This window comes from Microvirga sp. CF3062 (assembly GCF_036314045.1).
GTDB lineage: Bacteria > Pseudomonadota > Alphaproteobacteria > Rhizobiales > Beijerinckiaceae > Microvirga.
This window is the reverse complement of sequence record NZ_JAYGGN010000001.1, coordinates 257,691-282,003: the sequence shown is the minus strand read 5'-3', so window position 1 is coordinate 282,003 and position 24,313 is coordinate 257,691. Positions and strand designations below refer to the sequence as shown.

20 protein-coding genes are annotated in these 24,313 nt (G+C 63.3%); 11 read left to right on the top strand and 9 right to left on the bottom strand.

Annotated features, from left to right (window positions below):
• Positions 1-135: 135 nt before the first annotated feature.
• From VB618_RS01350 to VB618_RS01340, 3 genes are all read right to left on the bottom strand, one after another.
• A complete protein-coding gene (locus VB618_RS01350) occupies positions 136-489 on the bottom strand; it encodes an endonuclease domain-containing protein (RefSeq protein WP_329794690.1) in 354 nt (117 codons plus the stop codon).
• A gap of 22 nt (positions 490-511) precedes the next feature.
• On the bottom strand, positions 512-1,894 hold the full coding sequence (locus tag VB618_RS01345) for a M20/M25/M40 family metallo-hydrolase (protein ID WP_329794689.1): 1,383 nt from the start codon (positions 1,892-1,894) through the stop codon (positions 512-514).
• A gap of 311 nt (positions 1,895-2,205) precedes the next feature.
• Positions 2,206-3,744 (bottom strand): helicase HerA-like domain-containing protein, encoded by a 1,539-nt coding sequence (locus tag VB618_RS01340; protein ID WP_329794688.1) that lies wholly within the window; start codon positions 3,742-3,744, stop codon positions 2,206-2,208.
• A gap of 122 nt (positions 3,745-3,866) precedes the next feature.
• Between VB618_RS01340 and VB618_RS01335 the strand changes: the two genes are divergently transcribed.
• From VB618_RS01335 to scpA, 5 genes are all read left to right on the top strand, one after another.
• Positions 3,867-4,247, top strand: coding sequence for a DUF2267 domain-containing protein (locus VB618_RS01335; RefSeq protein ID WP_329794687.1), 381 nt, complete (start codon positions 3,867-3,869; stop codon positions 4,245-4,247).
• 380 nt (positions 4,248-4,627) lie between these two features.
• Positions 4,628-6,670 (top strand): methylmalonyl-CoA mutase subunit beta, encoded by a 2,043-nt coding sequence (locus VB618_RS01330; RefSeq protein ID WP_329794686.1) that lies wholly within the window; start codon positions 4,628-4,630, stop codon positions 6,668-6,670.
• Between the two features lie 37 nt (positions 6,671-6,707).
• Positions 6,708-7,097 (top strand): hypothetical protein, encoded by a 390-nt coding sequence (locus tag VB618_RS01325; protein ID WP_329794685.1) that lies wholly within the window; start codon positions 6,708-6,710, stop codon positions 7,095-7,097.
• Positions 7,098-7,236: 139 nt separating this feature from the next.
• Entirely contained in the window at positions 7,237-7,605 is a 369-nt protein-coding gene (locus VB618_RS01320) for a hypothetical protein (protein ID WP_329794684.1), read from the top strand.
• 97 nt (positions 7,606-7,702) lie between these two features.
• On the top strand, positions 7,703-9,865 hold the full coding sequence (gene scpA, locus VB618_RS01315) for a methylmalonyl-CoA mutase (protein WP_329794683.1): 2,163 nt from the start codon (positions 7,703-7,705) through the stop codon (positions 9,863-9,865).
• Between the two features lie 172 nt (positions 9,866-10,037).
• Here the strand turns inward: scpA and VB618_RS01310 are convergent, their stop codons facing one another.
• Positions 10,038-11,054, bottom strand: coding sequence for an alpha/beta hydrolase (locus VB618_RS01310; protein WP_442931613.1), 1,017 nt, complete (start codon positions 11,052-11,054; stop codon positions 10,038-10,040).
• A 102-nt stretch (positions 11,055-11,156) separates the two neighbouring features.
• Here VB618_RS01310 and VB618_RS01305 point away from each other — a divergent pair, with 102 nt between their 5' ends.
• Complete coding sequence (locus tag VB618_RS01305; RefSeq protein ID WP_329794682.1) at positions 11,157-11,957, top strand: DUF3750 domain-containing protein; 801 nt, start codon at positions 11,157-11,159, stop codon at positions 11,955-11,957.
• A 74-nt stretch (positions 11,958-12,031) separates the two neighbouring features.
• Here the strand turns inward: VB618_RS01305 and VB618_RS01300 are convergent, their stop codons facing one another.
• Positions 12,032-14,053, bottom strand: a complete 2,022-nt coding sequence (locus tag VB618_RS01300) for a PQQ-dependent sugar dehydrogenase (RefSeq protein ID WP_329794681.1) — start codon at positions 14,051-14,053, stop codon at positions 12,032-12,034.
• Positions 14,054-14,285: 232 nt separating this feature from the next.
• Here VB618_RS01300 and meaB point away from each other — a divergent pair, with 232 nt between their 5' ends.
• Both meaB and VB618_RS01290 read left to right on the top strand, forming a co-directional pair.
• Positions 14,286-15,275 (top strand): methylmalonyl Co-A mutase-associated GTPase MeaB, encoded by a 990-nt coding sequence (gene meaB, locus VB618_RS01295; protein WP_329794680.1) that lies wholly within the window; start codon positions 14,286-14,288, stop codon positions 15,273-15,275.
• Positions 15,276-15,381: 106 nt separating this feature from the next.
• Complete coding sequence (locus VB618_RS01290; protein ID WP_329794679.1) at positions 15,382-16,173, top strand: bestrophin-like domain; 792 nt, start codon at positions 15,382-15,384, stop codon at positions 16,171-16,173.
• 7 nt (positions 16,174-16,180) lie between these two features.
• On the opposite strand, the gene VB618_RS01285 is transcribed toward VB618_RS01290, so the two are convergent.
• A complete protein-coding gene (locus VB618_RS01285) occupies positions 16,181-17,194 on the bottom strand; it encodes an asparaginase (RefSeq protein ID WP_329794678.1) in 1,014 nt (337 codons plus the stop codon).
• Between the two features lie 168 nt (positions 17,195-17,362).
• Between VB618_RS01285 and VB618_RS01280 the strand changes: the two genes are divergently transcribed.
• The 3 genes from VB618_RS01280 (at position 17,363) to VB618_RS01270 (ending at position 19,799) form a co-directional block, all read left to right on the top strand.
• The gene (locus VB618_RS01280) at positions 17,363-18,667 is read left to right on the top strand and encodes a UDP-glucose dehydrogenase family protein (RefSeq protein WP_329794677.1); all 1,305 of its coding nucleotides are present in this window, start codon (positions 17,363-17,365) and stop codon (positions 18,665-18,667) included.
• Positions 18,668-18,752: 85 nt separating this feature from the next.
• A complete protein-coding gene (locus tag VB618_RS01275; protein WP_047189580.1) occupies positions 18,753-18,989 on the top strand; it encodes an Lrp/AsnC ligand binding domain-containing protein in 237 nt (78 codons plus the stop codon).
• 144 nt (positions 18,990-19,133) lie between these two features.
• Positions 19,134-19,799 (top strand): DUF924 family protein, encoded by a 666-nt coding sequence (locus VB618_RS01270; RefSeq protein WP_329794676.1) that lies wholly within the window; start codon positions 19,134-19,136, stop codon positions 19,797-19,799.
• 26 nt (positions 19,800-19,825) lie between these two features.
• Here VB618_RS01270 and VB618_RS01265 read toward each other — a convergent pair whose 3' ends face one another.
• The 3 genes from VB618_RS01265 to VB618_RS01255 all read right to left on the bottom strand — a co-directional run bounded on the left by VB618_RS01265 (position 19,826) and on the right by VB618_RS01255 (position 24,246).
• Positions 19,826-20,908 carry a transglycosylase SLT domain-containing protein gene (locus VB618_RS01265; protein ID WP_329794675.1) on the bottom strand — a complete coding sequence of 361 codons (1,083 nt, stop codon included), beginning with the start codon at positions 20,906-20,908 and terminating at the stop codon, positions 19,826-19,828.
• A gap of 174 nt (positions 20,909-21,082) precedes the next feature.
• The gene (locus VB618_RS01260) at positions 21,083-21,529 is read right to left on the bottom strand and encodes a Crp/Fnr family transcriptional regulator (protein ID WP_329794674.1); all 447 of its coding nucleotides are present in this window, start codon (positions 21,527-21,529) and stop codon (positions 21,083-21,085) included.
• A complete protein-coding gene (locus tag VB618_RS01255; protein ID WP_329794673.1) occupies positions 21,526-24,246 on the bottom strand; it encodes an ABC transporter ATP-binding protein in 2,721 nt (906 codons plus the stop codon). Before VB618_RS01255 ends, VB618_RS01260 begins: the two co-directional genes overlap by 4 nt.
• Between the last annotated feature and the right edge of the window lie 67 nt (positions 24,247-24,313).

Sequence of the window (24,313 nt, the reverse complement as noted above, 5' to 3'; positions counted from 1 at the left end):
CCCTGAGGGAGAGGTCGGACCGTCAGGTCCGGGTGAGGGGTTACAGGTCTTTCCGGGTAGCGCTCCCCCCTCACCCTCGCTGCGCTCGACCTCTCCCCGCCGGGGAGAGGTGGAAGACGAGCCTGCTCGTCTCCCTTACAGATGAATACGTCGCTCAAGTTCGGCGAGAATGGTTTCCATCACACCATCAAGGTTGTCATAAATTTCAGCATTGGCGAAGCGTATGACGTGATACCCGCAGATCTCTAGGACGCGTGTCCGCTCCTCATCCTGCCGGATTTCGTCACCCGTCGAATGGGTTGCTCCATCAACTTCAAGGATCAGCTTGGCATCCAGGCAGACGAAATCGACAACATACCTGTCGATCGGATGCTGGCGCCGAAATTTCCAATCCGACAGCTTTCGATTTCTCAGCGCCTGCCAAAGCAAGGCTTCTGCACTCGTCTGCCGGTGGCGGAGATGCTGCGCCCTCTGAATGAACCGCTGCATCTCCGCCTCTCAGACACTGACTTTACTTCGCCATCGCCGCCAAAATACGCGCCCAGGAGCGGGTGCCCTTGTGGAAGCTCTGGAGGTCGTACTTCTCGTTCGGCGAGTGAATGCGGTCGTCATCGAGGCCGAAGCCGACGAAGAGCGTATCCATGCCCAGGGTGCGCTTGAAGTCGCCGCCGACCGGGATCGAGCCCCCCATGCCGATGACGATGGGGTCCTTCTGCCATTCATCGTGCAGCGCCGACTTCGCTGCCGTGATGGCCGGGAAGTCGTGCGGCAGCGCCAGCGCCCGCGAGCCCTTGTGATGGATGAACTCCACCGAGCAATCAGCGGGAATGCGCTCGCGCACGAAAGCCTCGAAGTTCTGGGAGATCTTAACTGGGTCCTGATCGCCCACGAGGCGGAAGGAGACCTTGCAGCGCGCTTCCGACGCGATCATCGTCTTGGTGCCTTCGCCCGTATAGCCGCCGATGATGCCGTTCACGTCGCAGGTGGGGCGTGACTGGATCTGCTCGATCAGCATGCGTCCCTTCTCACCGGCGGAATGCTTGAGACCGACCTGCCCGAGGAATTCTTCCTCCGTAAGGTTCAAGCCCTTCCACTGCTCAAGCACCTGCGTGGGCGTTTCATGCACGCCGCCGTAGAAGCCCGGAATGGTGATGCGGCCGTTGTCGTCGTGGAAGGCCGCGATGATCTTCGAGAGCACATGGATCGGGTTGCGCGCAGCACCCCCGAAGGAGCCGGAATGCAGGTCACGGTCGGCGCAGCGCACGATGATCTCCTCATAGACCATGCCGCGCAGAGACGAGGTGATGCCGGGCGTATCCTGGTCCCACATGCCCGTATCGCAGACGAGCGCCACATCGGCCTTCAGCTCGTCCTTGTTGGCCTCGATGAACTCAGGCAGAAACTTGGAGCCGTCCTCCTCCGCGCCCTCGACCAGGAAGGTGATGTTGATCGGCAGCGAGCCGGTCTCGGCCTTCCAGGCGCGGCAGGCCTCGACGAAGGTCATCACCTGACCCTTGTCATCGGAGGAGCCGCGCGCGCTGATGGCCTTGCGGCCATCCGACAGCGTGATCATGCGCGGCTCGAAAGGCGGCGTCTCCCACAGCTCCAGCGGATCGACCGGCTGCACGTCGTAATGGCCGTAGAACAGCACATGCAGCTTCGCGTCGCCCTTGGCATGCGCCACCACGGCCGGATGCCCGCCCGTCTCGCGTAAAGCGGCTTCGATACCGATGCTCTTCAGCTCGTCGACGAGCCACTGGCCCGCGGTGCGGCAATGGTCCTTGTAGGCAGGATCGGTGGAAATGGACGGAACCTTGAGCCACTGGAACAGGCGCTCCAGGGAGGAATCGAGATCGGAATCGATGCGCTGCAGAACTTGGTCGAGCTTGGACATGGTGGCCCTGTGTTGGAATTTGTCGCGGCCGACAAGGTGCATCCAACAGGGGACTGCCGCAAGAGGTGTTCATCAAAACGGCTATCCCGGACGGCGGAGCCAATCCAGGATCGCAAGACAAGTAGAGCGCGGGTTTCCCTCCCCCTTGTGGGGAGGGACTAAGGGTGGGGGTGTCAGCGCCAAGATTTCAAAACGTGACGCTCACACCCCCACCTCCAACTCCTCCCCACAAGGGGGAGGAGGGCTCCCGTGCCACTCTCGTCCCGCGATCCCGGATCGCCTGCGGCGTCCGGGATGACCATCGATGAAGATTACCGCCTCAGCAGCCCGCCCAGGGTTCCGCGCACGATCGCTCTGCCGATGGAGCTGCCCTGGCGGCCGCCGATGGATTTGCCGATCTCCGCGGCGAGGTTGCCGACCGTCTGGTTGACGATGGTTCGCGTTACCTCGCGGGTGACGCGCTGCGTCACCGTCATGGAGCCCTTGCGCTGCGTTCCCGCTCCGAAGAGGCCGCCCAGCATGTCGAGGATGCCGCCTCCCCCTTCCGCCGCCTGGGTCTCGGCGGCCGCCTGCTCGGCGCGCTTAGAGAGCATCTCATAGGCGGATTCCACATCGACGGTGTGGTCGTATTTTCCCTTCATGGGACTCGCCGCGATGATCTGCTGGCGCTCGGTCAACTCGATCGGCCCCACCTGCGCCATGGGCGGCGCAATCAGCGTGCGCTCCACCATGGAGGGGGCGCCCTTGCCCTCGAGGGTCGAGACCAGCGCCTCGCCGACACCGAGTTCGGTGATTGCCTTTTCCGTGTCGAAGGCCGGGTTCTCCCGGAACGACTGGGCCGCCGCCCGCACCGCCTTCTGCTCGCGTGGAGTATAGGCGCGCAGCGCATGCTGGATCCGGTTGCCGAGCTGCGCCAGCACGCTTTCGGGAATGTCGATCGGGTTCTGCGTGATGAAATAGACGCCGACGCCCTTGGACCGGATGAGACGGACCACGCGCTCCACGGTCTCGACAAGAGCCTTCGGCGCATCGTTGAAGAGCAGATGCGCCTCGTCGAAGAAGAACACCATCTTGGGCTGGTCGAGATCGCCCACCTCGGGTAGCTCCTCGAACAGCTCCGACATGAGCCACAGGAGGAAGGTGGCGTAGAGGCGCGGATTGCTCATGAGCTTGTCCGCCGCCAGGATATTGACGATGCCGCGCCCGTCGCGGTCGTTACGCATCAGGTCCTTGATGTCGAGCGCCGGCTCGCCGAGGAACTCGTCGCCCTGCTGGTTCTCCAGCACCAGGAGCTGGCGCTGAATCGTGCCGATGGTGGCCTTCGACACGTTGCCGTAGGTGGTGGTGAGCTGGCTGGCATTCTCGGAGATGAGCTGCAGCAGCGCGCGCAGATCCTTCAGGTCGAGCAGCAGAAGCCCCTGCTCGTCCGCGATGCGGAAGGCGATGTTGAGCACGCCCTCCTGCGTGTCGTTGAGATCGAGCAGGCGCGAGAGCAGCAGCGGCCCCATCTCGGAGATCGTCGCCCGCACCCGATGCCCCTGTTCGCCGAACAGATCCCAGAACACCACGGGGAACTTGTCCGGCACGTAGTCGACGCCGATCTCCTTGGCGCGCTTGACGAGGGGCTCCTTGCCGTTGCCGGTTGCCGCCATGCCGGAGAGATCGCCCTTGATGTCGGCGGCGAAGACCGGAACGCCCGCGTTGGAGAACCCCTCCGCCAGCACCTGCAGAGAAACGGTCTTGCCCGTGCCCGTGGCTCCGGTCACGAGGCCGTGCCGATTGGCGAGCCTCAGATCGAGATATTCGGGCTTGGTGCTCTTCCCGATGAAGATCTTCCCGTCCTGCAGCATCGAATCCTCCAGAATCTATCAATGGATCTTAGAAGCGTTGCCGCGAGTTTCCACTCTCGGAATTCTTGATTAAACGGTTTAGGTGTGAACTACCTGCCCGTTCCAAGCTTCAGGAGAATCAAATGGAAGAGCTCATCGCCCGCGTGACGCAGAAAACCGGCCTCGATCAGGCCACCGCCCGCAAGGCGATCGGCATCATTCTCGGCTACCTCCAGAAGGAAGGCCCCTCGAGCGAGGTCAACCAACTGATCCAGGCTCTTCCTGGCGCGATGGACGCCATCGAGGAGGGCAAGACCGGCGCCAGCGGCGGCATGATGGGCATGATGGGCTCCATGGGCGGCGGCGTGATGGCGCTCGGCGGCCAGCTCATGGGCATCGGCGTGTCCATGGGCCAGATGCAGCCGCTCGGCAAGGAGCTGTTCGCCTATGGCCGCGAGAAAGCCGGCGAGGATGTGATGGGCCCCATCGTGGGCTCGATTCCGGGGCTTTCGCAGTTCGTTTGACCGCTCAAGGCTCATCATCCTGGGGCTGTGCAGCAGAACCCGGGATCGTGTGCTGGATTAAATGTCGGATCCTCAACGCTGTCATCTCCGCGAAGGCGGGGATCCATAAACGCTAACGGTGCCGAACTGGTTTAAGGTCGTGGTTATGGATCCCGGGCTCTGCTGCGCAGCCCCGGGATTACAGTGCTGGGCTGGTCCAGCGATCCCGGATCGCCTGCAGCGTCCGGGATGAACAAGGTGGCGATGATGCCAGCGCGTCACGCCCGAAACGGATTGGAGATTGCCTCGACCCTGCCCCCATCCTTTGGGGCATTCCCACATTCCCCTCCTGCCGGTATTGTCCGCGCCATTCGCGCAGCCCTCCTCCGGACGAGGCCCTCATGGACGATCTCTCACTCGCCGCCGACTTTCCGCAAGCGACCCGCGAGCAATGGCTCAAGCTGGTCGAGGGCGTGCTGAAGGGCGCGGACTTTCAGAAGAAACTCGTCTCCCGTAGCCACGACGGCATCGCCATTCAGCCGCTCTATCCGAAAGCGGAAGGCTCAGCGCCGGTTGCGCGCGAGGAGGCCGGCCGCTGGCGGGTATCGCAGCGGGTCGACCATCCCGATCCGGCGAAGGCCAATGAGCTGGCGCTCGCCGACCTCGAAGGCGGCGCCGATGCGCTGACCCTCGTGACGCCGAAAGCCCTCGCGGCGCGCGGCTTCGGCGTGGGCATCGACTCCGTCGACGATCTCGACCGGACGCTCGGCGGCGTCATGCTCGACCTCATCCACCTGCGCGTCGATGCCGGCGGACACGGCCGCCAGATGGCCGCGCTGGTGCTGGCGCTGGCAGAGCGGCGCGGCCACAAGCTGTCTGAGCTTTCCCTCGATCTCGGCCTCGACCCTGTCGGCGCCATGGCAGCCCAGGGCCGGATGTCGGCCTCCTGGGACGCGATGGCGCAGCGCATGGGCGATACGCTTGATCACCTGACTGGCCAGGGCTTCGCCGGCCGTGCTTTCATGGCGGATGGGCGCGTCTATCACGAGGCCGGGGCCAGCGAGGCGCAGGAGCTCGCCGCCGTGCTGGCGACGGGATTGAGCTATCTGCGCGCCCTCGAAACTGCAGGGCATTCGCTTGATGCCACGCGCAAAACACTATCGTTCCTGCTCGTGGCCGATGCGGACGAGTTTCTCACTGTCGCCAAGCTCAGGGCTTTGCGCCATCTCTGGGCGCGGGTCGAGCAGGCCTGCGGCCTGGAGCCGAGGCCGATCCGCCTGCATGCGGAAACCGCCTGGCGCATGACCACGCGGCGCGATCCGTGGGTGAACATGCTGCGCACCACGGTGGCCGCCTTCTCGGCTGGCATCGGCGGTGCGGATGCCATCACGGTGCTGCCCTTCACGGCAGCGCTCGGCCTGCCCGATGCCTTCGCCCGTCGCATCGCGCGCAACACGCAACTGATCCTGCTCGATGAGTCGAACCTCGCCCGCGTGGCGGATCCAGCGGCAGGCGCCGGCGGGTTCGAGGCGCTTACCGATGCGCTGTGCCAGAAGGCCTGGGGACTGTTCCAGGAGATCGAGCGCGAGGGCGGCATTCTGGAAAGCCTTAAGGGCGAAAAGCTCCAGGTCCGGATCGCAACGGTTCGCGCCCAGCGCGAGAATGCCGTCGCCACGCGCAGGGAGCCGATCACCGGCACGAGCGAGTTCCCGAACATCAACGAAGCCGATGTGACGGTACTTTTCCCCTCCCCCTTGTGGGGAGGGGCCAGGGGTGGGGGTGCGAGCGAGAACCTACCAAGCTCTGGCGCCGACACCCCCACCTCCAACTCCTCCCCACAAGGGGGAGGAGAGCAGGACAGTGCAGCGGCTCCGACGGAAACGTCATTCTCCTCCCTCGTGCAGATGGCCTGGAATGGATCAACACTCCCGCAGCTGGCCGCGACGGCAGCAGGCTCGAACGCCGTAGCGGTCGCTCCCCTGCCCTCGGTTCGCATCGCGGAAGCCTTCGAACGCCTGCGCGACATCTCCGACGCCTACCGGGCAAAGACGGGAGAGCGGCCGAAGGTGTTCCTCGCGAATCTCGGGTCCGTCGCGGATTTCACCGCCCGCGCAACATTTGCCAAGAACTTCTTCGAGACCGGCGGCATAGAATCCATCATGAACGAGGGATTAACAGACCAACAGAGCATTAAAAGTGCCTTTGCCGTTAGTAAAGCCAAGATTAGCTGCATCTGCTCTACTGACGATATTTACAAATTTCATGCCCCTGCGACCGCAAGTACCTTGCGTCAGGCGGGAGCAGAACTTATGTTCCTGGCTGGCCGCCCCGGGGAAGATCAAAAAGAGCTGACCGAGGCCGGCATCACAACCTTTATTTTCACCGGGTGCGACACCCTCAAGATCCTCGGCGAGGCCCTCGACAAGGCCTGCGCGGAGCCTTGAGATTTCCTCCCGGCCCACAACCGGGAGGATCACGGTTATGACTTTCACAAAGACAACGGCTGTGGCCCTCAGCTTTGGCATGATGTGCACCGGCGCGGCCCTGGCTGCTCCTAAGAACAACCACGACGGCACCTGGCAGGTGCAGATGGTGACCGATTCCGGCATCTGCGGCACCAACACCTATGCCATCACGGTCGAGAAGGGGAACGTCCGCTACCACGGTGATCCCGGTGAGGCTCCGGCTCAGATCAGCGGGCAGATCGCCGCCAGCGGCGCTGTGAGCCTTGATATCCGCCGCAACTCCGCCCAGGCCCAGGCCTCGGGCAGCCTGGCGGGTCAGGCTGGCTCGGGCATCTGGAAGGTCGCCTCTTACGGCTGCTCCGGCCGCTGGAGTGCTCAGAAGCGCTCCACCATGGCGCGCAGCTGATCGACTACATCTTTCTCAGGCCGCCGCATTATCCGGTGCGGCGGCTTTTTCGTGCCTGCGACAGCACGACCCTAGAGAGGAACCGAGCCTGAAATACCCACGTTGGTTCATCCACCTCATCGTGTTCAGGGAGTGATTGATGCGTGTTCTTTCCTGGCTTGGCGGTGCCGCCCTGGCGGCCCTTGTCGCGGTTCCCCAGGCCCAAGCCCAAGCAAACCGATTCGATGGCAACTGGAGCGTCGAAGTCGTCACCGAGCAGGGCGCCTGCGACCGGGCCTACCGCTATGCGGTCGTCGTCCAGAACGGTCAGGCCCGCTATGGCGGACCGGAAAACTTCAACGTGAACGGCCGGGTGCAGCAGAACGGCTCGGTGACAGCCAGCATCTCGCGCGGTCAGGACCGGGCCAACGTCTCGGGCCGGCTCTCCGGCACCACAGGCCGCGGCACCTGGACCACCTCCGGCGGGCGGGTCTGCTCCGGCTATTGGAATGCCGAGAAGCGGGGCTGAGGGCTCAGACCTTGCTCCGATAGCATCGCGTTGGCGGATGCCCTAGAATGCACCTCATTCGATCCGTTTCCACCGGCAAGGGCATCCGCTTAATCCCATGACCAGCATCCCGGATTTCACGAGCGTCGCATTCGCCGATGCTCCCCTGGCATCCTCCTTAAAATCCCCGGCCGAGCCGTGGCTGACGCCCGAGGGCATTGCGGTGAAGGGATCCTACAGCCCCGAGGATCGCGCCGGGCTCGACTTCCTCGACACCTATCCGGGCATTGCACCGTTCCTGCGGGGCCCCTACCCCACCATGTACGTGAACCAGCCCTGGACCGTGCGCCAGTATGCGGGCTTCTCCACGGCTGAGGATTCGAACGCCTTCTACCGCCGCAATCTCGCGGCGGGCCAGAAGGGCCTGTCGGTGGCCTTCGACCTCGCCACCCATCGCGGCTACGATTCTGACCATCCGCGCGTCTCTGGCGACGTGGGCATGGCGGGGGTTGCCATCGATTCCATCTACGACATGCGTACCCTGTTTGCAGGCATCCCGCTCGACCAGATGAGCGTGTCGATGACCATGAACGGCGCGGTGCTGCCGATCCTCGCGCTCTACATCGTCGCGGCAGAGGAACAGGGCGTGCCCGCCTCCAAGCTGTCGGGCACGATCCAAAACGACATTCTCAAAGAGTTCATGGTGCGCAACACCTACATCTACCCGCCCAAAGGGTCGATGCGCATCATCTCGGACATCTTCGCCTACACGTCCGCGAACATGCCGAAATTCAACTCGATCTCGATCTCCGGCTACCACATGCAGGAAGCGGGCGCGACGCAGGACCTGGAGCTCGCCTACACGCTTGCCGACGGCGTCGAGTATATCCGCGCCGGCATCGCGGCAGGCCTCACCATCGACCAGTTCGCGCCGCGTCTGTCGTTCTTCTGGGCGGTGGGCATGAACTTCTTCATGGAAGTGGCCAAGATGCGCGCCGCGCGCCTCCTCTGGGCCAGGCTCGTGAAGGACTTCAACCCGCAAAGCGAGAAATCGCTGCCGCTGCGCACCCACTCGCAGACCTCCGGCTGGTCGCTCACCGCGCAGGACGTGTTCAACAACGTCACGCGCACCTGCATCGAGGCGATGGCAGCGACACAAGGGCATACGCAGTCGCTGCACACCAACGCGCTCGACGAGGCGCTGGCGCTGCCCACCGATTTCTCCGCCCGCATCGCGCGCAACACGCAGCTCTTCCTGCAGCAGGAAAGCGGCACCACCCGCATCATCGATCCATGGGGCGGCTCGTACTATGTCGAGCGCCTCACCTACGAGCTGGCGCAGAAGGCCTGGGCGCATATCCAGGAGGTTGAGAGCTTAGGAGGCATGGCCAAGGCCATCGAGGCCGGCATTCCGAAGCTGAAGATCGAGGAGGCGGCTGCCCGCACGCAGGCCCGCATCGATTCCGGCCACCAGAAGATCATCGGCGTCAACAGCTTCAAGTCGACGGACGAGGCCTCCATCGACATCCTGAAGGTCGACAACGCCGCCGTGCGCGCGAGCCAGATCGAGAAGCTCAAGCGCCTGAAAGCCGACCGCAATCAGGCCGATGTGGATGCGGCACTCGACGCCCTATCACAGGGCGCGGCGGGCAACGGCAATCTGCTCGACCTTGCCGTGAAGGCTGCGCGTGCCAAGGCGACCGTGGGCGAGATTTCGGACGCGCTGGAAAAGGTCTGGGGTCGTCACCGGGCCGAGATCAAATCGATTTCGGGCGTGTACAAACGGGAGGTCGGGATGGCGTCGCCAGCCGTCGAGAAGGTTCGCACTCTGGTGGAGCGGTTCGAGCATGACGATGGCCGCCGCCCGCGCATTCTCGTCGCCAAGATGGGACAGGACGGGCACGACCGCGGCCAGAAAGTGATCGCCTCGGCCTTCGCCGATCTCGGCTTCGACGTGGATATCGGCCCGCTCTTCGCAACCCCTGCGGAAGCGGCGCGTCAAGCCATTGAGAACGACGTTCATATCATCGGCGTCTCGTCGCTTGCGGCCGGACATCTCACATTGGTGCCGGAGCTGAAAAGCGAACTCGCCAAGTATGGTCGCGACGACATCATGATCGTGGTCGGCGGCGTGATCCCGTCGCAGGATTTCGATGCCCTGTACCAAGCCGGCGCCTCTGCGATCTTCCCGCCCGGCACTGTGATTGCCGATGCTGCCGTGAACCTGATCGAGGATCTCAACCGCAGGCTTGGATACGGGCCGAAACAGGCGGCGGAGTAACAGATCGAGCCTTTGGTGAACATCCTTCGATGTCATGGCCGGACTTGTCCCGGCCATCTCGCTTTGAAGAGCGCAGCGCCCTTCGCATCGAGATCACCGGCACAAGGCCGGTGATGACGAGGAATCACACGTGACGAGGGCTGAGAAGCAGGACAATCTGCAATGCAATCTATTAAGACCGCTCAATCGCCCGCTTCACCACCTGCTGCACCTCCTTGTTCGACAGGAACAGGTCGTGATTGATGATGCCGCCGCCGAATTCGGAGGCGTCGGCCACACGGACTCCCAAAGCTTCCAAACGCTCGCGGTCGGCTGCGCCTGCCCTCACGATGCCGCCGGCGAGGCGGCTTGAGACGGCGAGTGCCCGGTCGTTGGTGGAGCTGATGACGGTGATCTTCTTCGCATCCGTTCCCAGCCGCTCCAGGCCGCGGGCGAAAAGGTCGATATCGATGTCGGGCGCCGCCATCACTACCGCGCCGATCCGCTCCATGGCGCTCTCGCCGCCGGAGGCGCGCACCATGCGCAGGGTCTCAAGCGTCAGCAGCGTGCCCATGCTGTGCGCCACGATGTGGATGCGCCCGCCGCTCTGGGTCTTGGCGATGGCTGTCAGCAGATCCTCGAGGGAGTCGCGGGACCACATGGCGCTCTCGCGGTCGGCCACGTAGCTGAAGGTCGAGGCGGCGGACGGCCAGGTGAAGAGACCGGTCACGCCTGCGAACTTGATGCCCTCGGAGAGATCGACCGTCGATGTTGCGGCCGTCTCGAAGCTTTCCTTGTAGCCGTGGATGTAGAGCAGCAGGTCGCGGCCGAAGGCGGCCTGTGCGAAGGCCTGCGCGGCGTTGCTCCGCTCTACATTCTCGACCTTCGCGATGCTCCAGTCGCTCGCCGTCACGCGGCTGAGGAGCGAATCCGACGGCGGCGTCAGGCGAGCCTCCGCGAAGATCATGTCGGCCGAGCGTTCGCTGCTGAACCAAGGCTTCCTGGGCGGATCGCCCACCGGGAGCCGTGTGGTCGCGACGAGCAGCTTCGGGTCCTTCTCAAGGCCGATCTTGAAGGCTGCGGGGCTGACGAGCGCCGAATCCTCGCCGACACAGCCGGACAGGGCAATGCCGGCAAGGCAGACGATAGCGAGGCGGGACATAGAGAAGCGCATGAGGCCCTGATTTCGGGAGGAGACAAGGAAGGTCATGCTGTTTTGCCCTCGATCATGGCATGCGCAAGGCGAAAATCCTGCCGCAGCCCCCACTCGTGCCGCATTGCGGTAAAGCATTGGTGAACGAAGCTTTGGGCTTTGCGCCTTGATGCACGCAAGGGCCGACCGTACCTTCACCCCATGCTCGCCGCTCTCGCCCGTACTCTCCTTGTCATCGTTGCCCTTTTCCTCATCCCCCTGGGGGCTCATGCCCTCTGGTGGTCCCTGCGCGACGATATCGCGCCGAACCGTATCGCCGCCGATTGGTCGAGCGCGAAGCTTCTCCCGGCAGCCTCGGAAGCACCCAAGGCCATCGTCGCGGTCTACGCGGCACGGGTCGGACGCTGGCGTGGCATCTTCGCACACCACACCTGGGTGGTCGTGAAGGAAGCCGGCGCTCACCAGTACACCCGCTACGACAAGGTCGGCTGGGGCAGCCCGGTGCGCACCAACGGCTGGGCGCCGGATGGGCGCTGGTTCGGCAATGCGCCCCATCCCGTGGTGGTGATCGAAGGCCCCGAGGCCGAGCGGCTGATCCCGCAGGTGCGCCGGGCCGTGGCGAGCTACCCCTACCAGACCTTCGGCGCCTATAACGCCTGGCCCGGCCCGAACTCCAACACCTTCGTGGCGCATGTGATGCGCTCCGTTCCTGAGCTCGCCGCTCCCCTGCCGCCCACCGCGCTCGGCAAGGATTGGCAGCCCTGGCGCGACATCGTGGGTCTCACCCCGAGTCGCACCGGCGTCCAGATCTCACTGGGCGGCTATGCGGGCATCGCGGTTGGCTGGATCGAGGGCATCGAGATCGACTTCATGGGCCTCGTCGCCGGCCTCGACGTGCGCCGACCCGCCATCAAGATCCCCGCCTGGGGACGGTTCGGCATGGACCCTATCACGTGGTGAAAGCGCCGGAGCAGCGAAAGCCCTGGTAGGACCCTCGCGCCCCGGCACTTCATCTTACTGTACGCGACCGTTCCTTAGAGCACGAACCAGCTGGCCCGCATGTCATGCGCGCCTGCAAGTGCGATGACAGCTTCGGCCGCTGTGTCGCTGTCGGTGTTGAGAAGGATCAGCGTCTCATCCCCGGTCCTCTCGGCTCGGATCTGACCCGGAGCGCTGAAGGCTGCGGAGCCGATGAAGACGAAAGGCTGATTGCCTGATCGCGTCCCGTTAGCGTCGATGCGCGAGAGGTCGAGCAGATCGCCGTCGGCACCGGCAAAGTCGAGCACGCGATCGGCGCTTGCGGCGGTCGAGGATGTCTCGGAGAGCGAACGCCAGACAAATTTGTCCCCGCTGCTCCCTCCCAGGAGTGCATCCTTCCCTATACCGCCATCCATCGTGTCTGTTCCGGTGCCGCCCTCGAGGCGATCATCGCCTTCCTCACCGCGCAGGTCGTCATCGCCAGCGCCACCGAGAAGGCTGTCATTGCCTTTCAGGCCTTTGATGAGATCGGCCCCATCCCTTCCCGTCAGAATGTTCCCGGCAGCGTTGCCTGAGATGCGATTGTCGTGGTTGTTGCCGGTGAGATTGATCGCGGTCGTGCCGGAAGTGTTCTTGGTCCACAGAACCTCCACATGCATGTCGTCAGTGAGGGCATAGCTGACGGCACTGCGGATGACGTCTTCCGTGCCCTCCCCCGCTTTCTCCTCCACCACATCTGAGGCTGTATCGATGATGTAACGGTCGTTGCCGGTGCCGCCGGTCATGACGTCGTTGCCGGTGCCGCCATCGATGGTGTCGTCACCCGACCCGCCGAACACCACATCGTCGCCTCCGCGTGCGAAGATCGTGTCGCCTTGATCCTGGCCGCCGGATGTCATCTGAGGATTAAGGCGGAAGATTTCGCCGTCGTAGTCGATGAGATAGACATTACCGGCCGCGTCCTCGCCAAAGGACGATGGACGCGTGACACTGCCAGCATCCGCCGTCACGGTACGCTGCGTTACCTGCCAGGCACCGTTTACGACATTCATGCTCCAGACCCGCCCCGTGGCGTAGTCACCGAAGATGTAATGGCCCTGCAGCGCCTCGTTCGGTCCGCGGTACACATAGCCGCCGGTGATGGAACGCCCGTCTGCGCGGCCGTAGGAATGGATCGGTTGCGTATAGTCCGGGTAGTTGTTCGGATCGAATCCGCCTTCGGTGCCAGGCCAGCCGTAATTGGCACCGGAGCTTCCCAAATTGACTTCCTCTGCCGTGCTCTCTCCGACATCCGCAACGTAAAGCTGGCCTGTTGCCCGATCAAAACTGACCCGCCAGGGATTGCGCAATCCAGCTGCATAGATGCCTGTTCCCGCTGCGCTCCCGGAAATGCCGTCAATTTGGGTCGGATTGTCGGCAGGCAGGGCATAGTTCCGGCCTGGGTCATTCGGAAACGCATCTACGCTGACGTCGAGACGCAGGATCTTCCCCATCGGATTGGCAAGGCTCTGTGAGTTGGCGGAACGCGTACCGTCGCCAACGGCTGCATAAAGATAGCCATCCGGTCCAAACCCTATCCAACCGCCGCGGTGGCGGTTTGTCCCATCAGGGAAGTCGAGGGTCGTGATAAGTCGCATGCTGGCGGGATCGGCCGTGAGCGTGCCTGGAGTGTTCGTGTATTGGCGAATCTCCACATCGCCTGCGAGGTTGCTCATATAAACATAGAACTTGCCGTTGGCGGCATGGTTTGGATCAAAGGCAAGCCCCAGAAGGCCCTGTTCGCCTGCCGTGCTGATCTGACTGGCAAGATCGAGGAAGGCTTGGGATTGCAACTGGCCCGTCACGGTATCGAGCACACGGATCTGCCCCGTCTTCTGGACAACAAACAGGTGCTGGTTGTCCCCTGGAGCAGAAGCGGCAAAGAGTGCTTGAGACAAGCCCGTGGCGAGGCGCGATGACGTGATAGAAACCTCTTGGCCAGGAGCGTCAGGATCGTATCCGTAGATGCGATCGCCCGCGTCTGTTCCTTCTAGACGGTCTGCAGCATTCGTTCCTTTGATCACAAGTGTAGACGCCATGGCCAACCTCCTGTTGCCAATTGTTGCTACAAATATATTCCTATCGTTACTTTATGTTATTTCGATGGCACAATATGACGTTTCGTAATTATGCTCATTGGTATTGTGGGTTGCTTCCGAGGGCCATCTGAGGCCGAGCGCTTCATCCAATGTGAAGTTCAGGCAGCAGGCTGCAGCTTCGAATGCAGGCTCAAGGGTGCCTCTTGAAACCAGAATCGTCTAAGACGGGAGCATGAGCAGTGAACGATTACACAGGAAAGAAACAGTAACGGCTTCAGCCGTTACTGGGGGCGACCGCGCCGCGCTCGCGCGTGCCATCACGCTCATGGAATCGCGCCGTCCCGATCATCGAGAGGCGGCGCGCGCGCTCCTTCAGGAGTTGATGCCTCGAACCGGCAAGGCGGTGCGCATCGGCATTACCGGCGTTCCGGGCGTGGGCAAGTCCACTACCATCGACACCTTGGGTTCCATGCTGACCGAGAAGGGCCACAGGGTGGCGGTGCTAGCCGTCGACCCCTCCTCCACCCGCACCGGCGGTGCCATCCTCGGCGACAAGACCCGCATGGCGCGGCTGGCAGTTGATCCCAACGCCTTCATTCGTCCCTCGCCCTCCTCCGGCACCCTGGGCGGCGTCGCGGCCAAGACCCGAGAGACGATGCTGCTCTGCGAGGCCGCCGGGTTCGACGTGATCCTCGTGGAGACTGTGGGCGTCGGGCAGTCCGAGACGGCAGTGGCGGATCTCACCGACTTCTTCCTCGTGCTCATGCTGCCGGGCGCGGGCGACGAATTGCAGGGGATCAAGAAGGGCATTCTGGAGTTGGCCGACCTCATCGCCGTCAACAAGGCGGACGACGCAGGCGCCAAGGCGAAGGCGGCGGCCGCGGAGTACAAGGCGGCCCTTCACATTTTGACGCCTGCCTCGGCCACCTGGACGCCCCCCGTGCTGACGGTCTCAGGACTGACGGGCCAAGGGCTCGACGAGCTCTGGATAAAGGCGCTCGATCATCGGAAGCGCCTGGAGGCGACCGGCGAACTGGCCTCGAAACGACGTGCGCAGGACACGAAATGGATGTGGGCCTTGGTTCATGAGCGCCTGCACGAGCGCCTCGCCCACGATCCTGCTCTGCGCCAGCGCGTGCCGGAAATCGAGCGGGCCATTGCCAAGGGCACCCTTTCGCCCAATGCGGCGGCAAGCGAGATCGTACGGCTTCTGGGGATTTAGCAGCCTATCCGATGCCTATCCGGAATTGCACCTGATCCAGCCTCGAAAACTCGTTTCAATCATGGTCGATCTATTTGGTTCGCCGAGGATAGGAGCGGATTGCATTGTGATTGACAGGCTGCACCAACTGCCCCTCCTGCTCGGCGCCATTATCGTCTGCCTGATCTTCGTGGTGCCAACCCTGATCGGCTCGGCACTGCTGCAGCCTGTCGTCAGCCGTCTGCTGCGCGGGGAAAAGGATGCGAACACGGTTGTCGGCCTGCTCCTGAACGCCTTCTCGCTTTACTACGGCGTCCTTCTGGCCCTGCTCTCGATCGCAGTGTTCGAGAATTACAACAAGGCGCAGGATGCCGTCGGACGGGAGGCCTCGAGCGCAGTCGCTCTCCACCGGGTCTTCAGCGGCTATCCGGAGCCCGCCCGCACGTCACTCTCGGAGACCTTATTTCGCTATGTCGATGAGGAGACCGGCCCGGGCTGGGCCTTCCAGCAAGGCAATCAGGTCTCCACGCCGGGCATGCAGCTGGTCGACCGGCTGAGTCGAGAACTTCTGGGCTTCAGGCCCAACCGCGAGGCCGGGGAAGACCTGCTTCATGGCGAGGCCTTGAGGATCTTCGCCGAGTTCATCGAGCAGCGGCGTCTTCGGATTCAGGCGGCAGGAACCAGCATCCCGAGGGTGATCTGGGCTGTCGTCCTCGTCGGCGCGGCCCTCAACGTCTTCACACTCTGGCTGTTCGATCTGAAGCGTACGACCCACTTCATTCTCGGCGGCGTGCTGATGGCCTTCATCGGCCTCGTCGTCTACATGGTCGCTGTGCTCGACCGACCGTTCCACGGCGCGCATGGACTTCGGCCCGACAACCTCGTCCAGGCCCGCCAGCAGATGCAGCCGCGAGCCTGATGTCGGTTTACGCCGTGCCCAGGATTTCCGACGTCGGCCGGATCTGTCCGAGCTCGATCCCGTTCCAGTTCTTGAGCACAGGCTGTGCCAGGGCTTCGACGGTCTTGCGCTCGTTGTCGCTCAAGGAGAGGAAGCGAAGGACGAGACCGGCCATCATGGCCTCGGCCGCGCGGCCATTGCCGTCATCGGCCTTCAGGGCAATTCCGTAGCCGAGTTCCGGGAATGAGGCACAATAGACGCCCTCCGCGCCCACCTTCACGAAGGCGCGCTCGCCGAGACACTCCATCAGCTTCGTGTCGAACCGGCCGGTGCCGGCGACCATAAAAGGATGCCGGGCCACGGCCTTGCGGATGCGGGCGGCGGCGGCCCTGCCCTCGCCTGGCAGGCCGATCCCGGTGCCGAACCGGGCAAACCCGAAGGCAAGCGACGGGAGCCGGATTGCATAGGTAGGGATCGAGCAGCCGTCGATGCCGCTCTTCTCGATCGAGTGGCAGGCGCCGGTGATGTCCTCCAGGGTCTCACGGATGGTGCGCTGAACCGGGTGATCCGCCAGCACATAGCCCTTCGGGTTCTCACCCTGGCCGCAGGCGAGGCAGACAAAGCCTGCATGCTTGCCCGAGCAGTTGTTGTGCAGGGCGCTGGGGCTTGCTCCTGACGCCGCCAAGGCGCGGTTCGCGGCCTCGCCCATGGGCCAATGGGTGCCGCATTCGAGACAGCCGACATCCTGACCCGCCTTAGACAGCATGGACGCTGCCGCCGCCGCATGGGCCGGCTCGCCCGAATGAGAGGCGCAGGCCAGCGCGATCTCGTCGTCGGTGAGGCCGTACTTATCCGCAATCCCGCTCTCGACCAGCGGCATGGCCTGAAGCGCCTTGATGGCGGAGCGCGGAAAAACGCGCCGGTCCATATCGCCGATCGACAGAACCGTGGCTCCCTCCGCATCCACCACCGAGACGCTGCCCCTGTGGCGCGACTCGACCAGATGGCCGCGAGTGACCTCAACAAGAAATGGATTGTCCATCAATGCCCCGCTTGAAAAGCGGCGGTGTTGTGGAGGCACCGGCGGCAGAAGTCAAAGGGGACCTTGTTGCAAACCCCACTGGGCCACCACGAAATCGTCGCAAGCGACGGCTTGCGGCTGAGCCCCGGCCACCCTAAACCGGAGGTTTGAACGAGCGGGGAGCCCCTGATGCATGTCGCGATGATCGGAGCAGGCTATGTGGGCCTGGTCTCCGGCGCCTGCTTTGCGGATTTCGGCCACGAGGTCTGCTGCGTCGACAAGGATCCGGCCAAGATCGAGGCCCTCAACCGGGGCGAGATCCCGATCTTCGAGCCCGGCCTGGCCGAACTCGTCGCCAAGAACGTGCGCGAGGGGCGGCTGACCTTCACCACCGACCTGCCCCAGGCGGTCAGGAGCGCCGAGGCCGTGTTCATCGCGGTCGGCACCCCGTCCCGGCGCGGCGACGGCCATGCGGACCTCTCTTACGTCTACCAGGCCGCCCGCGACATTGCCGCCGCCATCGACGGCTACACGGTGATCGTGACCAAGTCGACCGTGCCGGTCGGCACCGGCGACGAGGTCGAGCGCATCATCCGCGAGACCCGGACTGATGCGGATTTCGCCGTGGTGTCCAACCCGGAATTCCTGCGCGAAGGCGCGGCCATCGCCGACTTCAAGCGCCCGGACCGCATCGTCATCGGCACCGACGACGAACGCGCCTTGAGCGTGATGAACGACATCTACCGGCCGCTCTACCTCAACCAGTCGCCGGTGCTCGCCATGTCCCGGCGCACCGCGGAGCTGACGAAGTATGCGGCCAATGCGTTTCTCGCCACCAAGATCACCTTCATCAACGAGATTGCGGATCTGTGCGAGCAGGTGGGCGCCAACGTGCAGGACGTGGCGCGCGGCATCGGGCTCGACAACCGCATCGGCGCCAAGTTCCTGCACGCCGGCCCCGGTTATGGCGGCTCGTGCTTTCCCAAAGACACGCTCGCGTTGATCAAGACCGCCCAGGACCATGAGGCGCCGATCCGCCTCGTGGAAACGGTGGCGGCGGTCAACAGCCAGCGCAAGCGCGCCATGGGCCGCAAGGTAATTGCCGCCTGCGGCGGCTCCGTGCGCGGCAAGACCATTGCGGTGCTGGGCCTGACCTTCAAGCCGAACACCGACGACATGCGCGACGCACCCTCCCTCGACGTGATCACGGCGCTGCAGGATGCCGGCGCCCGGGTGAAAGCCTATGATCCGGAAGGCATGCAGGCTGCGAGCTCCATGCTGACGGACGTGACCTATGCTCGTGATGCCTATGACTGCGCCCGCGAGGCCGATGCCCTGGTGCTCGTGACCGAGTGGGACACGTTCCGGGCTCTTGACCTGCGCCGCCTGAAGGCGGCCCTGGCCTCCCCAGTGGTGGTCGACCTGCGCAACGTCTACCGGCCCGACGAAATGCGCCGCCACGGCTTCACTTATGTGAGCATCGGACGGCCTTGAGCCCCGAGCGGGGATCGGCTTGCGCGCCGGTCCCGCCGATGCCATGAGAGAGGCATCTTAAAGATTGCGCTACCTGGAGCGGCCCATGCAGACCTTCTTCGTCGAGATCAAGTGCAAGCTCGGCAAGACCTACGCCGTCGCAAATGCCCTCGCGGACCGGGAGATCGCATCCGAGATCTACTCGACCGCCGGCAACTACGACATTTTGGCCAAGTTCCACGTGGATGACGGCGTCGATATCGGCCACTTCATTGCCGAGAATGTCCAGAGCATTCCCGAGATCGCCGACACCCACACGATCATCACCTTCAAGGCGTTCTGAAACCGACGATCTGCCCTCATGTGATGCAGGTCACATCAGGAAAGGACTGCAGCGGCTAACATCGAAGCTCATTCCTAAGCGGCGCATCGTTCCGCGCGGAAAACCGGGTCACTTTTCCGCACGATGCGCCAGAGGGAGAAGCCGATGTCATCTCGCATAGACTGGCAACAGGTCTACCGTTTCTGGTTCCCGGTCGATCTCTCGAACGCCGACATCGCCGCCCATTGGCAGATGCTCGCCTGGTGGATGCGCGGCGGCGCAAATGCCGATCTGGTGCGCTTCGCACCTGTCTTGCATGCGGCAAGGGCTCGCCAGCTGGACCACTGGCTGGAAACGCCGCGCGGGCGCCTGTCTCTCATCATCGTTCTGGATCAGTTTCCGCGAGGCCTGTTTGCTGGGACGGCTGAGGCTTACGCGTCGGATCAGGATGCGTTGAGCATCGCAGAGGATGGCTTCCGGAACGGGCATTACGATGCCCTGCAGAGCCCCTATGAGAGATTCTTCCATCTCCTCCCCCTCGCCCATGCGGAGGGGCCGGGCCATCTGGAGCGGATGAGGCGCATCGTTGCCATCTCGGAACAGGCGATCGAGGAGGTCCCGGAGCACCTCAAGCCCGTCTGGCAGTTCTCCCTGAGCCAAGCCCAGGCCAATTTCGAGGTGATCACCCGGTTCGGCCGGTTTCCGCACCGCAATCCGGTTCTGGGCCGTGCATCCACGCCCGAGGAGCTGGCCTATATGGCTGAAGGAGACTTCGTTCATACGCGGACGCTGCCGGCCTCGGCCTCGTCGGCGATCAGCGCAGTCGGGTAAGAGGTCCCAGGTCTGGGACCATCCCTTTATTGGACGATAGCAGTCGCTTCGGCCGTGCGCTCGGTCTGACGGCTGATCTCCGCGAGATAAGGGCCGATGCCCTCATAGCGGTCGAGGCGGCGGACGATCTTCGTGTCGATCTTGTTGTAGAGTTCGGCGACGCTTACGGGACGGCGCTTGCGGCCCTTGCCGTCCATGAAAAGCCCGGCATTGGCACGGGCCGCCTTCGGGAAGAGCTTGGAGGCCTTCATGTTAGGGTCCTGATCCAGGACTTCGAGAAACCGAACCGCGCTGGAGGCTCCCAGGAAGTGGGCAAGGTAAAGCTCGGCCTCGGCCAGTTCCCGCTCGCCCTGAGCCTGCAGGGCCCGCTCCACGTCCTTGATCAGCTCGCCGGCCATGAGCGCCGAGAAATAGGGGTCCGTGCGCAGGCTCATGACCCAGTCGCGGTCCTTAGGCTCGACGGCGAGTTCGCCGTTGACGTAGCGAATGGCCTGCGCCGCTGCCTTGAAGCCGTAATCGGCGGCATGCTCGTAGACGGTTTCGATCCAGGTACTGTCGATGAACTGGAACAGACCCTGGGCCGAGGAGGTCGGTGCCTTGGCTTCCGGCGAGAGGCTCGATTCCACATCGGCCAGGGTCATCATGTAGACCGGATCGGCGCCGGTCGCGTGGGCGGCCTTGAGAATGGAATGCACCAGCCAGCGCGGCACTGTGCGGCCGTTGAAGGGAATCAGCTCGTCTGGATCCCCAACCTCCGTCTCCGAGATGGTCGGGGATGCCGGCTTCTCGGCGCGCGGCTTTACGATGGAGAAGGCGCCGTCGAGGATGGCCTTGAACAGACCCGGATCCTTGGCGAGCTTCGGGGTGAAGGCCGCCGACGCCGTTACCACCGAACCGGTGATATCCTCCTGCACCTGCGGAACGGCAGCGGGTCGCGCCAACAGGGCGGTAGGGATGGTTGCCACGGCAGCCGGCCCGGCAGTAAGGCCCTGGAAGCCTATGATCAGGCCTGCGGCCAGGGCGAGGTGGAGAGAGAGGCGACTTCCGGTCCTACGCACATCCGCAACAGGCTGCGGTACTGCGCAAAGCAGCGTTTTCGCGTTACTCATCATCACTTATCCCGCATGGCCCGACCGGACGATCAGGCCTTCCCTTGTGTTCTTCTGAGGACAAGGGTTGACGGGTAGATGTGTCGAGAATCGGTCAGCTTGACCATAAAAAGTAGGGTTTCGCTAACCTTGTCCGGGTTTTCCCCGAAAAAATCTCTGGGTTTTTGCGGAAATTTAGGAGGATGACTGCGCGACAAGCTGCGCATTCGTCCGCTCCAGGCGCATCGCCAATTCCCGCATGATAGCGAGAGACATCTGGGGAAACTGAGCCAGAAGCTCCAGGAAGACCCGCTTGTCGATTCGCAGCGCTGTGGTCGGCTCGGCCGCCATGATCGTGGCCGAGCGCGGGGTGTCGGACAGAATTCCCATCTCGCCCACCAGGGCGTTGCTCCCCAGTTCGGCCACCTGGATATCCCCGCCAGGGGTGTTGAGGAGCACGTTGGCCCGGCCATCGAGAATGACATAGGCGGCGTCGGACGGGTCTCCCTGGGAGAAGAACCGCTGCCCCCCGGCGAACTGCACCCGCTCGCTGGTGAAGGCGAGAAGTTTCAGACGAGCGGGGTCCACATCCCGGAACATCGGGACTTGCCGCAGGGACTGAACTTCCGTCTCAAGGGTCATGCCACCTCTCCTGCTATCCTTTGGGGGGCGTCCGGCTCGGGCATGGAGGGCCTCGGAGCCGGAGCGGCCGTCTTGTCGGTTATGATCTGTCCATCGCGGAAGCGTATCTGAACATCGAAGGCGCCAGCCTGTCGATCATTCGGAAGTACCATGAACAGGCTTTGTTGATTAAAAAGGTCAAGTAGCAGCTGCATGAGTTGCTGACTGCGCGCCTCATCAAAAGGCGCGAGCGCTCCGTCGATCACGAGAATGTCCGGGCGCTTCACCAGGCAGCGAACCAGGTTGACGCTCGCGCGCTCCTGCGGCGAGAGGAGTCTTCCAGCCGTGCCGACCTGATACTCGAGCCCGACCCTCTCGACCTCCTCCTGAAGGTTGAGTTCGCGAACGACAGCGGCAACTGCTTCCGCGACCCGCGCCCGGGCATTGGCCACCTGATAGCTGACACGCCCGAACAGAAGGTTATCCCTCAAGGGGGCGGCCGTACAGATCCCTTCGGGGTCATAGAATTCGACGCCAACCGAGCCTGCCTTTTCGAGAACCTCCCTGACGAGTCCCCGTGCCTCGATGATGCGACCCATCATGGCGTCGTCGAGAAGGCCCAGGCGATGCCGGGCTTCGATATAAGCCAGCGGCAGAGAGAAGAGGCGTGTCCGGTCATCGCGTTTCAGGCTGCCCTCGCCACGGCCGCGACGGCGCAGGATGGCCTCGAAATCGGTCAACTCATCGGCGCCGATGAAGGAGAACTGTTCGAACAGGGAATGCCCGGGCGGCAGCCCTTCGAAGATCTCGGTCATGGTCTCGGCAATCTGCAGACCCATATGAACGAGGTCGTCCGTTATCCCTGCCCGGTCCATGGCGATGCGGAACTGGGCATTCTCGGCAAGGTTGCGCCCCTTGAACTCATCGGAGACCGGCACGCCGAAGAGAAGGTTTTCCGCAATGGTCGCCTGGCTGTTGTAGCGCGTTGGATCAAAGGGCTCGACCAGATCGGCCATTCCGTTGGACTGGAATGTTTCTCGGAGACGGTGTCGTGCATCGACAAGGCGCTCGGCGAGGCTCGTGTGGCGCTCCGGATCGATCCTGCCCGCAAGGCCGAACAGGTAGATCGTGTCACCCATGCCGACCCTGTCGAGGAGATCGAGGAGGATGCGATCCAGCTCGTCTTCGTCCTTTGCGCCGAGACGTTCGTAATCCACCCACTGATCCGAGATGCTCTCAATCGGATTGCCGGTTCTGAGCGCCTCTGCAATCCGGCGGTCCATCTCCTGCCTGTCCTCCTTCAACCGGCCGAGAGGCTTGGAGCGGAGTCCATAAACGAGATTATCGCGAATACTGCCGGGGAAGAGGATCGGATCAATGCCCGCATAGGCGATCCTGTGCCCGGTCACAGCCAAGGGAAGCTGGGTCAGGTCGCGCTCGCCGATGCGGATCCGCCCGCTGAACTCCAGGCTTCGACGGCCCAGGATCCGCGCTAGGATGCTGGCGGCCGCACCGCCATTCGAGATCAGCGCCACACTTGCGGGCAACTCGACTGCGAAGGCGCCACCTTCGACGATCAAATCGCCGTGCGATCCGGCGATCCGGATATCTTCGGCAACGAGGGGGCCGATCAGAGGCTGATCCGCCTCTGCCGCCTCGCGTGTCTCGATCAGCGGACCAAGCCTGTCCTCTGCGAAGTGTTGGGTGACCTGATCATACTTCACCTGGACGTCGAGGCGCTGCTGGTCCCAGTCGATCAGTTCCTTCAAGGGCGGCGGCAATTCGCGGTAAGCCGCGATGACGGCGACGAGCTGGCCGATATCAAGGGTGCCGCGCAGAGCGAAATAGCCGCCGATGGCGTAGAAGAAGAACGGCGTCAGCTGGGCCAGGAAGTTGTTGAGGGCTTTGACGAAGAATTTCCGGTTGTAGATCTTCAATCGGATGGAGAAGAGATTGAAGAGGCGTTGCCCGATCTCGGCCCTTTCCCAGCTATAGGCATTGTGAACATGCACGACCTCGATTCCGTCGAGGACCTCTGCGATGCGCCCGGCCAATTGGCGGGACGCCAGCTGGCGCTGCTTGCCGAGCCGCAGCAACTCGCGGCGCAGCCGCGGGATGATCGTGAACTGCACCGCGATCACCGCCAGTGCGATCAGGCCGAGCCAGACGTTCTGCACCATGATGAACAGGAGCGCGGTGATGGCCTGCGTGCCCAGGAACACGGGAGTGATGAAGGCATCGCCGATGAAGCCGCCGATCGGTTCGACCTCATCCTTGACGATCGTCGCGGTCTCAGAGGATTTGACAGTCCGCAGGGCTTCCGGGGTGAAGCGCAGCACCATGGAAAACAGGTCGAAGCGCATGCGCCTGAGCATCCGCTCACCCAGCACACCCTTGGAGACGTTGATCCAGTATTTGAAGGCCCCGTTCACGACCACGAAGAACAGGAAGACGAACGATAGGCCCATGAGAAGGCCGACCCTGCTGACCTGGAACCCCTCGAAGATCTCCCATGTGGCGCCCCCCAGCCAGTCTGGCCAATCGACCGCCAGATTGAGGAGAGGAGCTGTCGGATTTCCGTCACGGAAAGCCTCGCCCTGGATGGCTTGGTTCACAATCTGGCGAGGCAGATCGAGCGACATGAAGTAAAATGGCAGGGACGCCATCACGACCGCGCAGACGATCATCTGGTCGCGCTTCGAATGTGTCCAGATATAACGGAAAAGGCTCTTTTCCATCAGCGCCGTGATGCCATCTTCATGTGCCTGTGATCCCTCTTTCCGTTCCGGGGCATCGCCATAGTTT

Coding starts and splice junctions, on each gene's coding strand:
- VB618_RS01350 (WP_329794690.1), bottom strand. CDS start 489: ATGCAGCGGTTCATTCAGAGGGCGCAGCATCTCCGCCACCGGCAGACG.
- VB618_RS01345 (WP_329794689.1), bottom strand. CDS start 1,894: ATGTCCAAGCTCGACCAAGTTCTGCAGCGCATCGATTCCGATCTCGAT.
- VB618_RS01340 (WP_329794688.1), bottom strand. CDS start 3,744: ATGCTGCAGGACGGGAAGATCTTCATCGGGAAGAGCACCAAGCCCGAA.
- VB618_RS01335 (WP_329794687.1), top strand. CDS start 3,867: ATGGAAGAGCTCATCGCCCGCGTGACGCAGAAAACCGGCCTCGATCAG.
- VB618_RS01330 (WP_329794686.1), top strand. CDS start 4,628: ATGGACGATCTCTCACTCGCCGCCGACTTTCCGCAAGCGACCCGCGAG.
- VB618_RS01325 (WP_329794685.1), top strand. CDS start 6,708: ATGACTTTCACAAAGACAACGGCTGTGGCCCTCAGCTTTGGCATGATG.
- VB618_RS01320 (WP_329794684.1), top strand. CDS start 7,237: ATGCGTGTTCTTTCCTGGCTTGGCGGTGCCGCCCTGGCGGCCCTTGTC.
- scpA (WP_329794683.1), top strand. CDS start 7,703: ATGACCAGCATCCCGGATTTCACGAGCGTCGCATTCGCCGATGCTCCC.
- VB618_RS01310 (WP_442931613.1), bottom strand. CDS start 11,054: ATGACCTTCCTTGTCTCCTCCCGAAATCAGGGCCTCATGCGCTTCTCT.
- VB618_RS01300 (WP_329794681.1), bottom strand. CDS start 14,053: ATGGCGTCTACACTTGTGATCAAAGGAACGAATGCTGCAGACCGTCTA.
- meaB (WP_329794680.1), top strand. CDS start 14,286: ATGAGCAGTGAACGATTACACAGGAAAGAAACAGTAACGGCTTCAGCC.
- VB618_RS01285 (WP_329794678.1), bottom strand. CDS start 17,194: ATGGACAATCCATTTCTTGTTGAGGTCACTCGCGGCCATCTGGTCGAG.
- VB618_RS01280 (WP_329794677.1), top strand. CDS start 17,363: ATGCATGTCGCGATGATCGGAGCAGGCTATGTGGGCCTGGTCTCCGGC.
- VB618_RS01275 (WP_047189580.1), top strand. CDS start 18,753: ATGCAGACCTTCTTCGTCGAGATCAAGTGCAAGCTCGGCAAGACCTAC.
- VB618_RS01270 (WP_329794676.1), top strand. CDS start 19,134: ATGTCATCTCGCATAGACTGGCAACAGGTCTACCGTTTCTGGTTCCCG.
- VB618_RS01265 (WP_329794675.1), bottom strand. CDS start 20,908: ATGAGTAACGCGAAAACGCTGCTTTGCGCAGTACCGCAGCCTGTTGCG.
- VB618_RS01260 (WP_329794674.1), bottom strand. CDS start 21,529: ATGACCCTTGAGACGGAAGTTCAGTCCCTGCGGCAAGTCCCGATGTTC.
- VB618_RS01255 (WP_329794673.1), bottom strand. CDS start 24,246: ATGGAAAAGAGCCTTTTCCGTTATATCTGGACACATTCGAAGCGCGAC.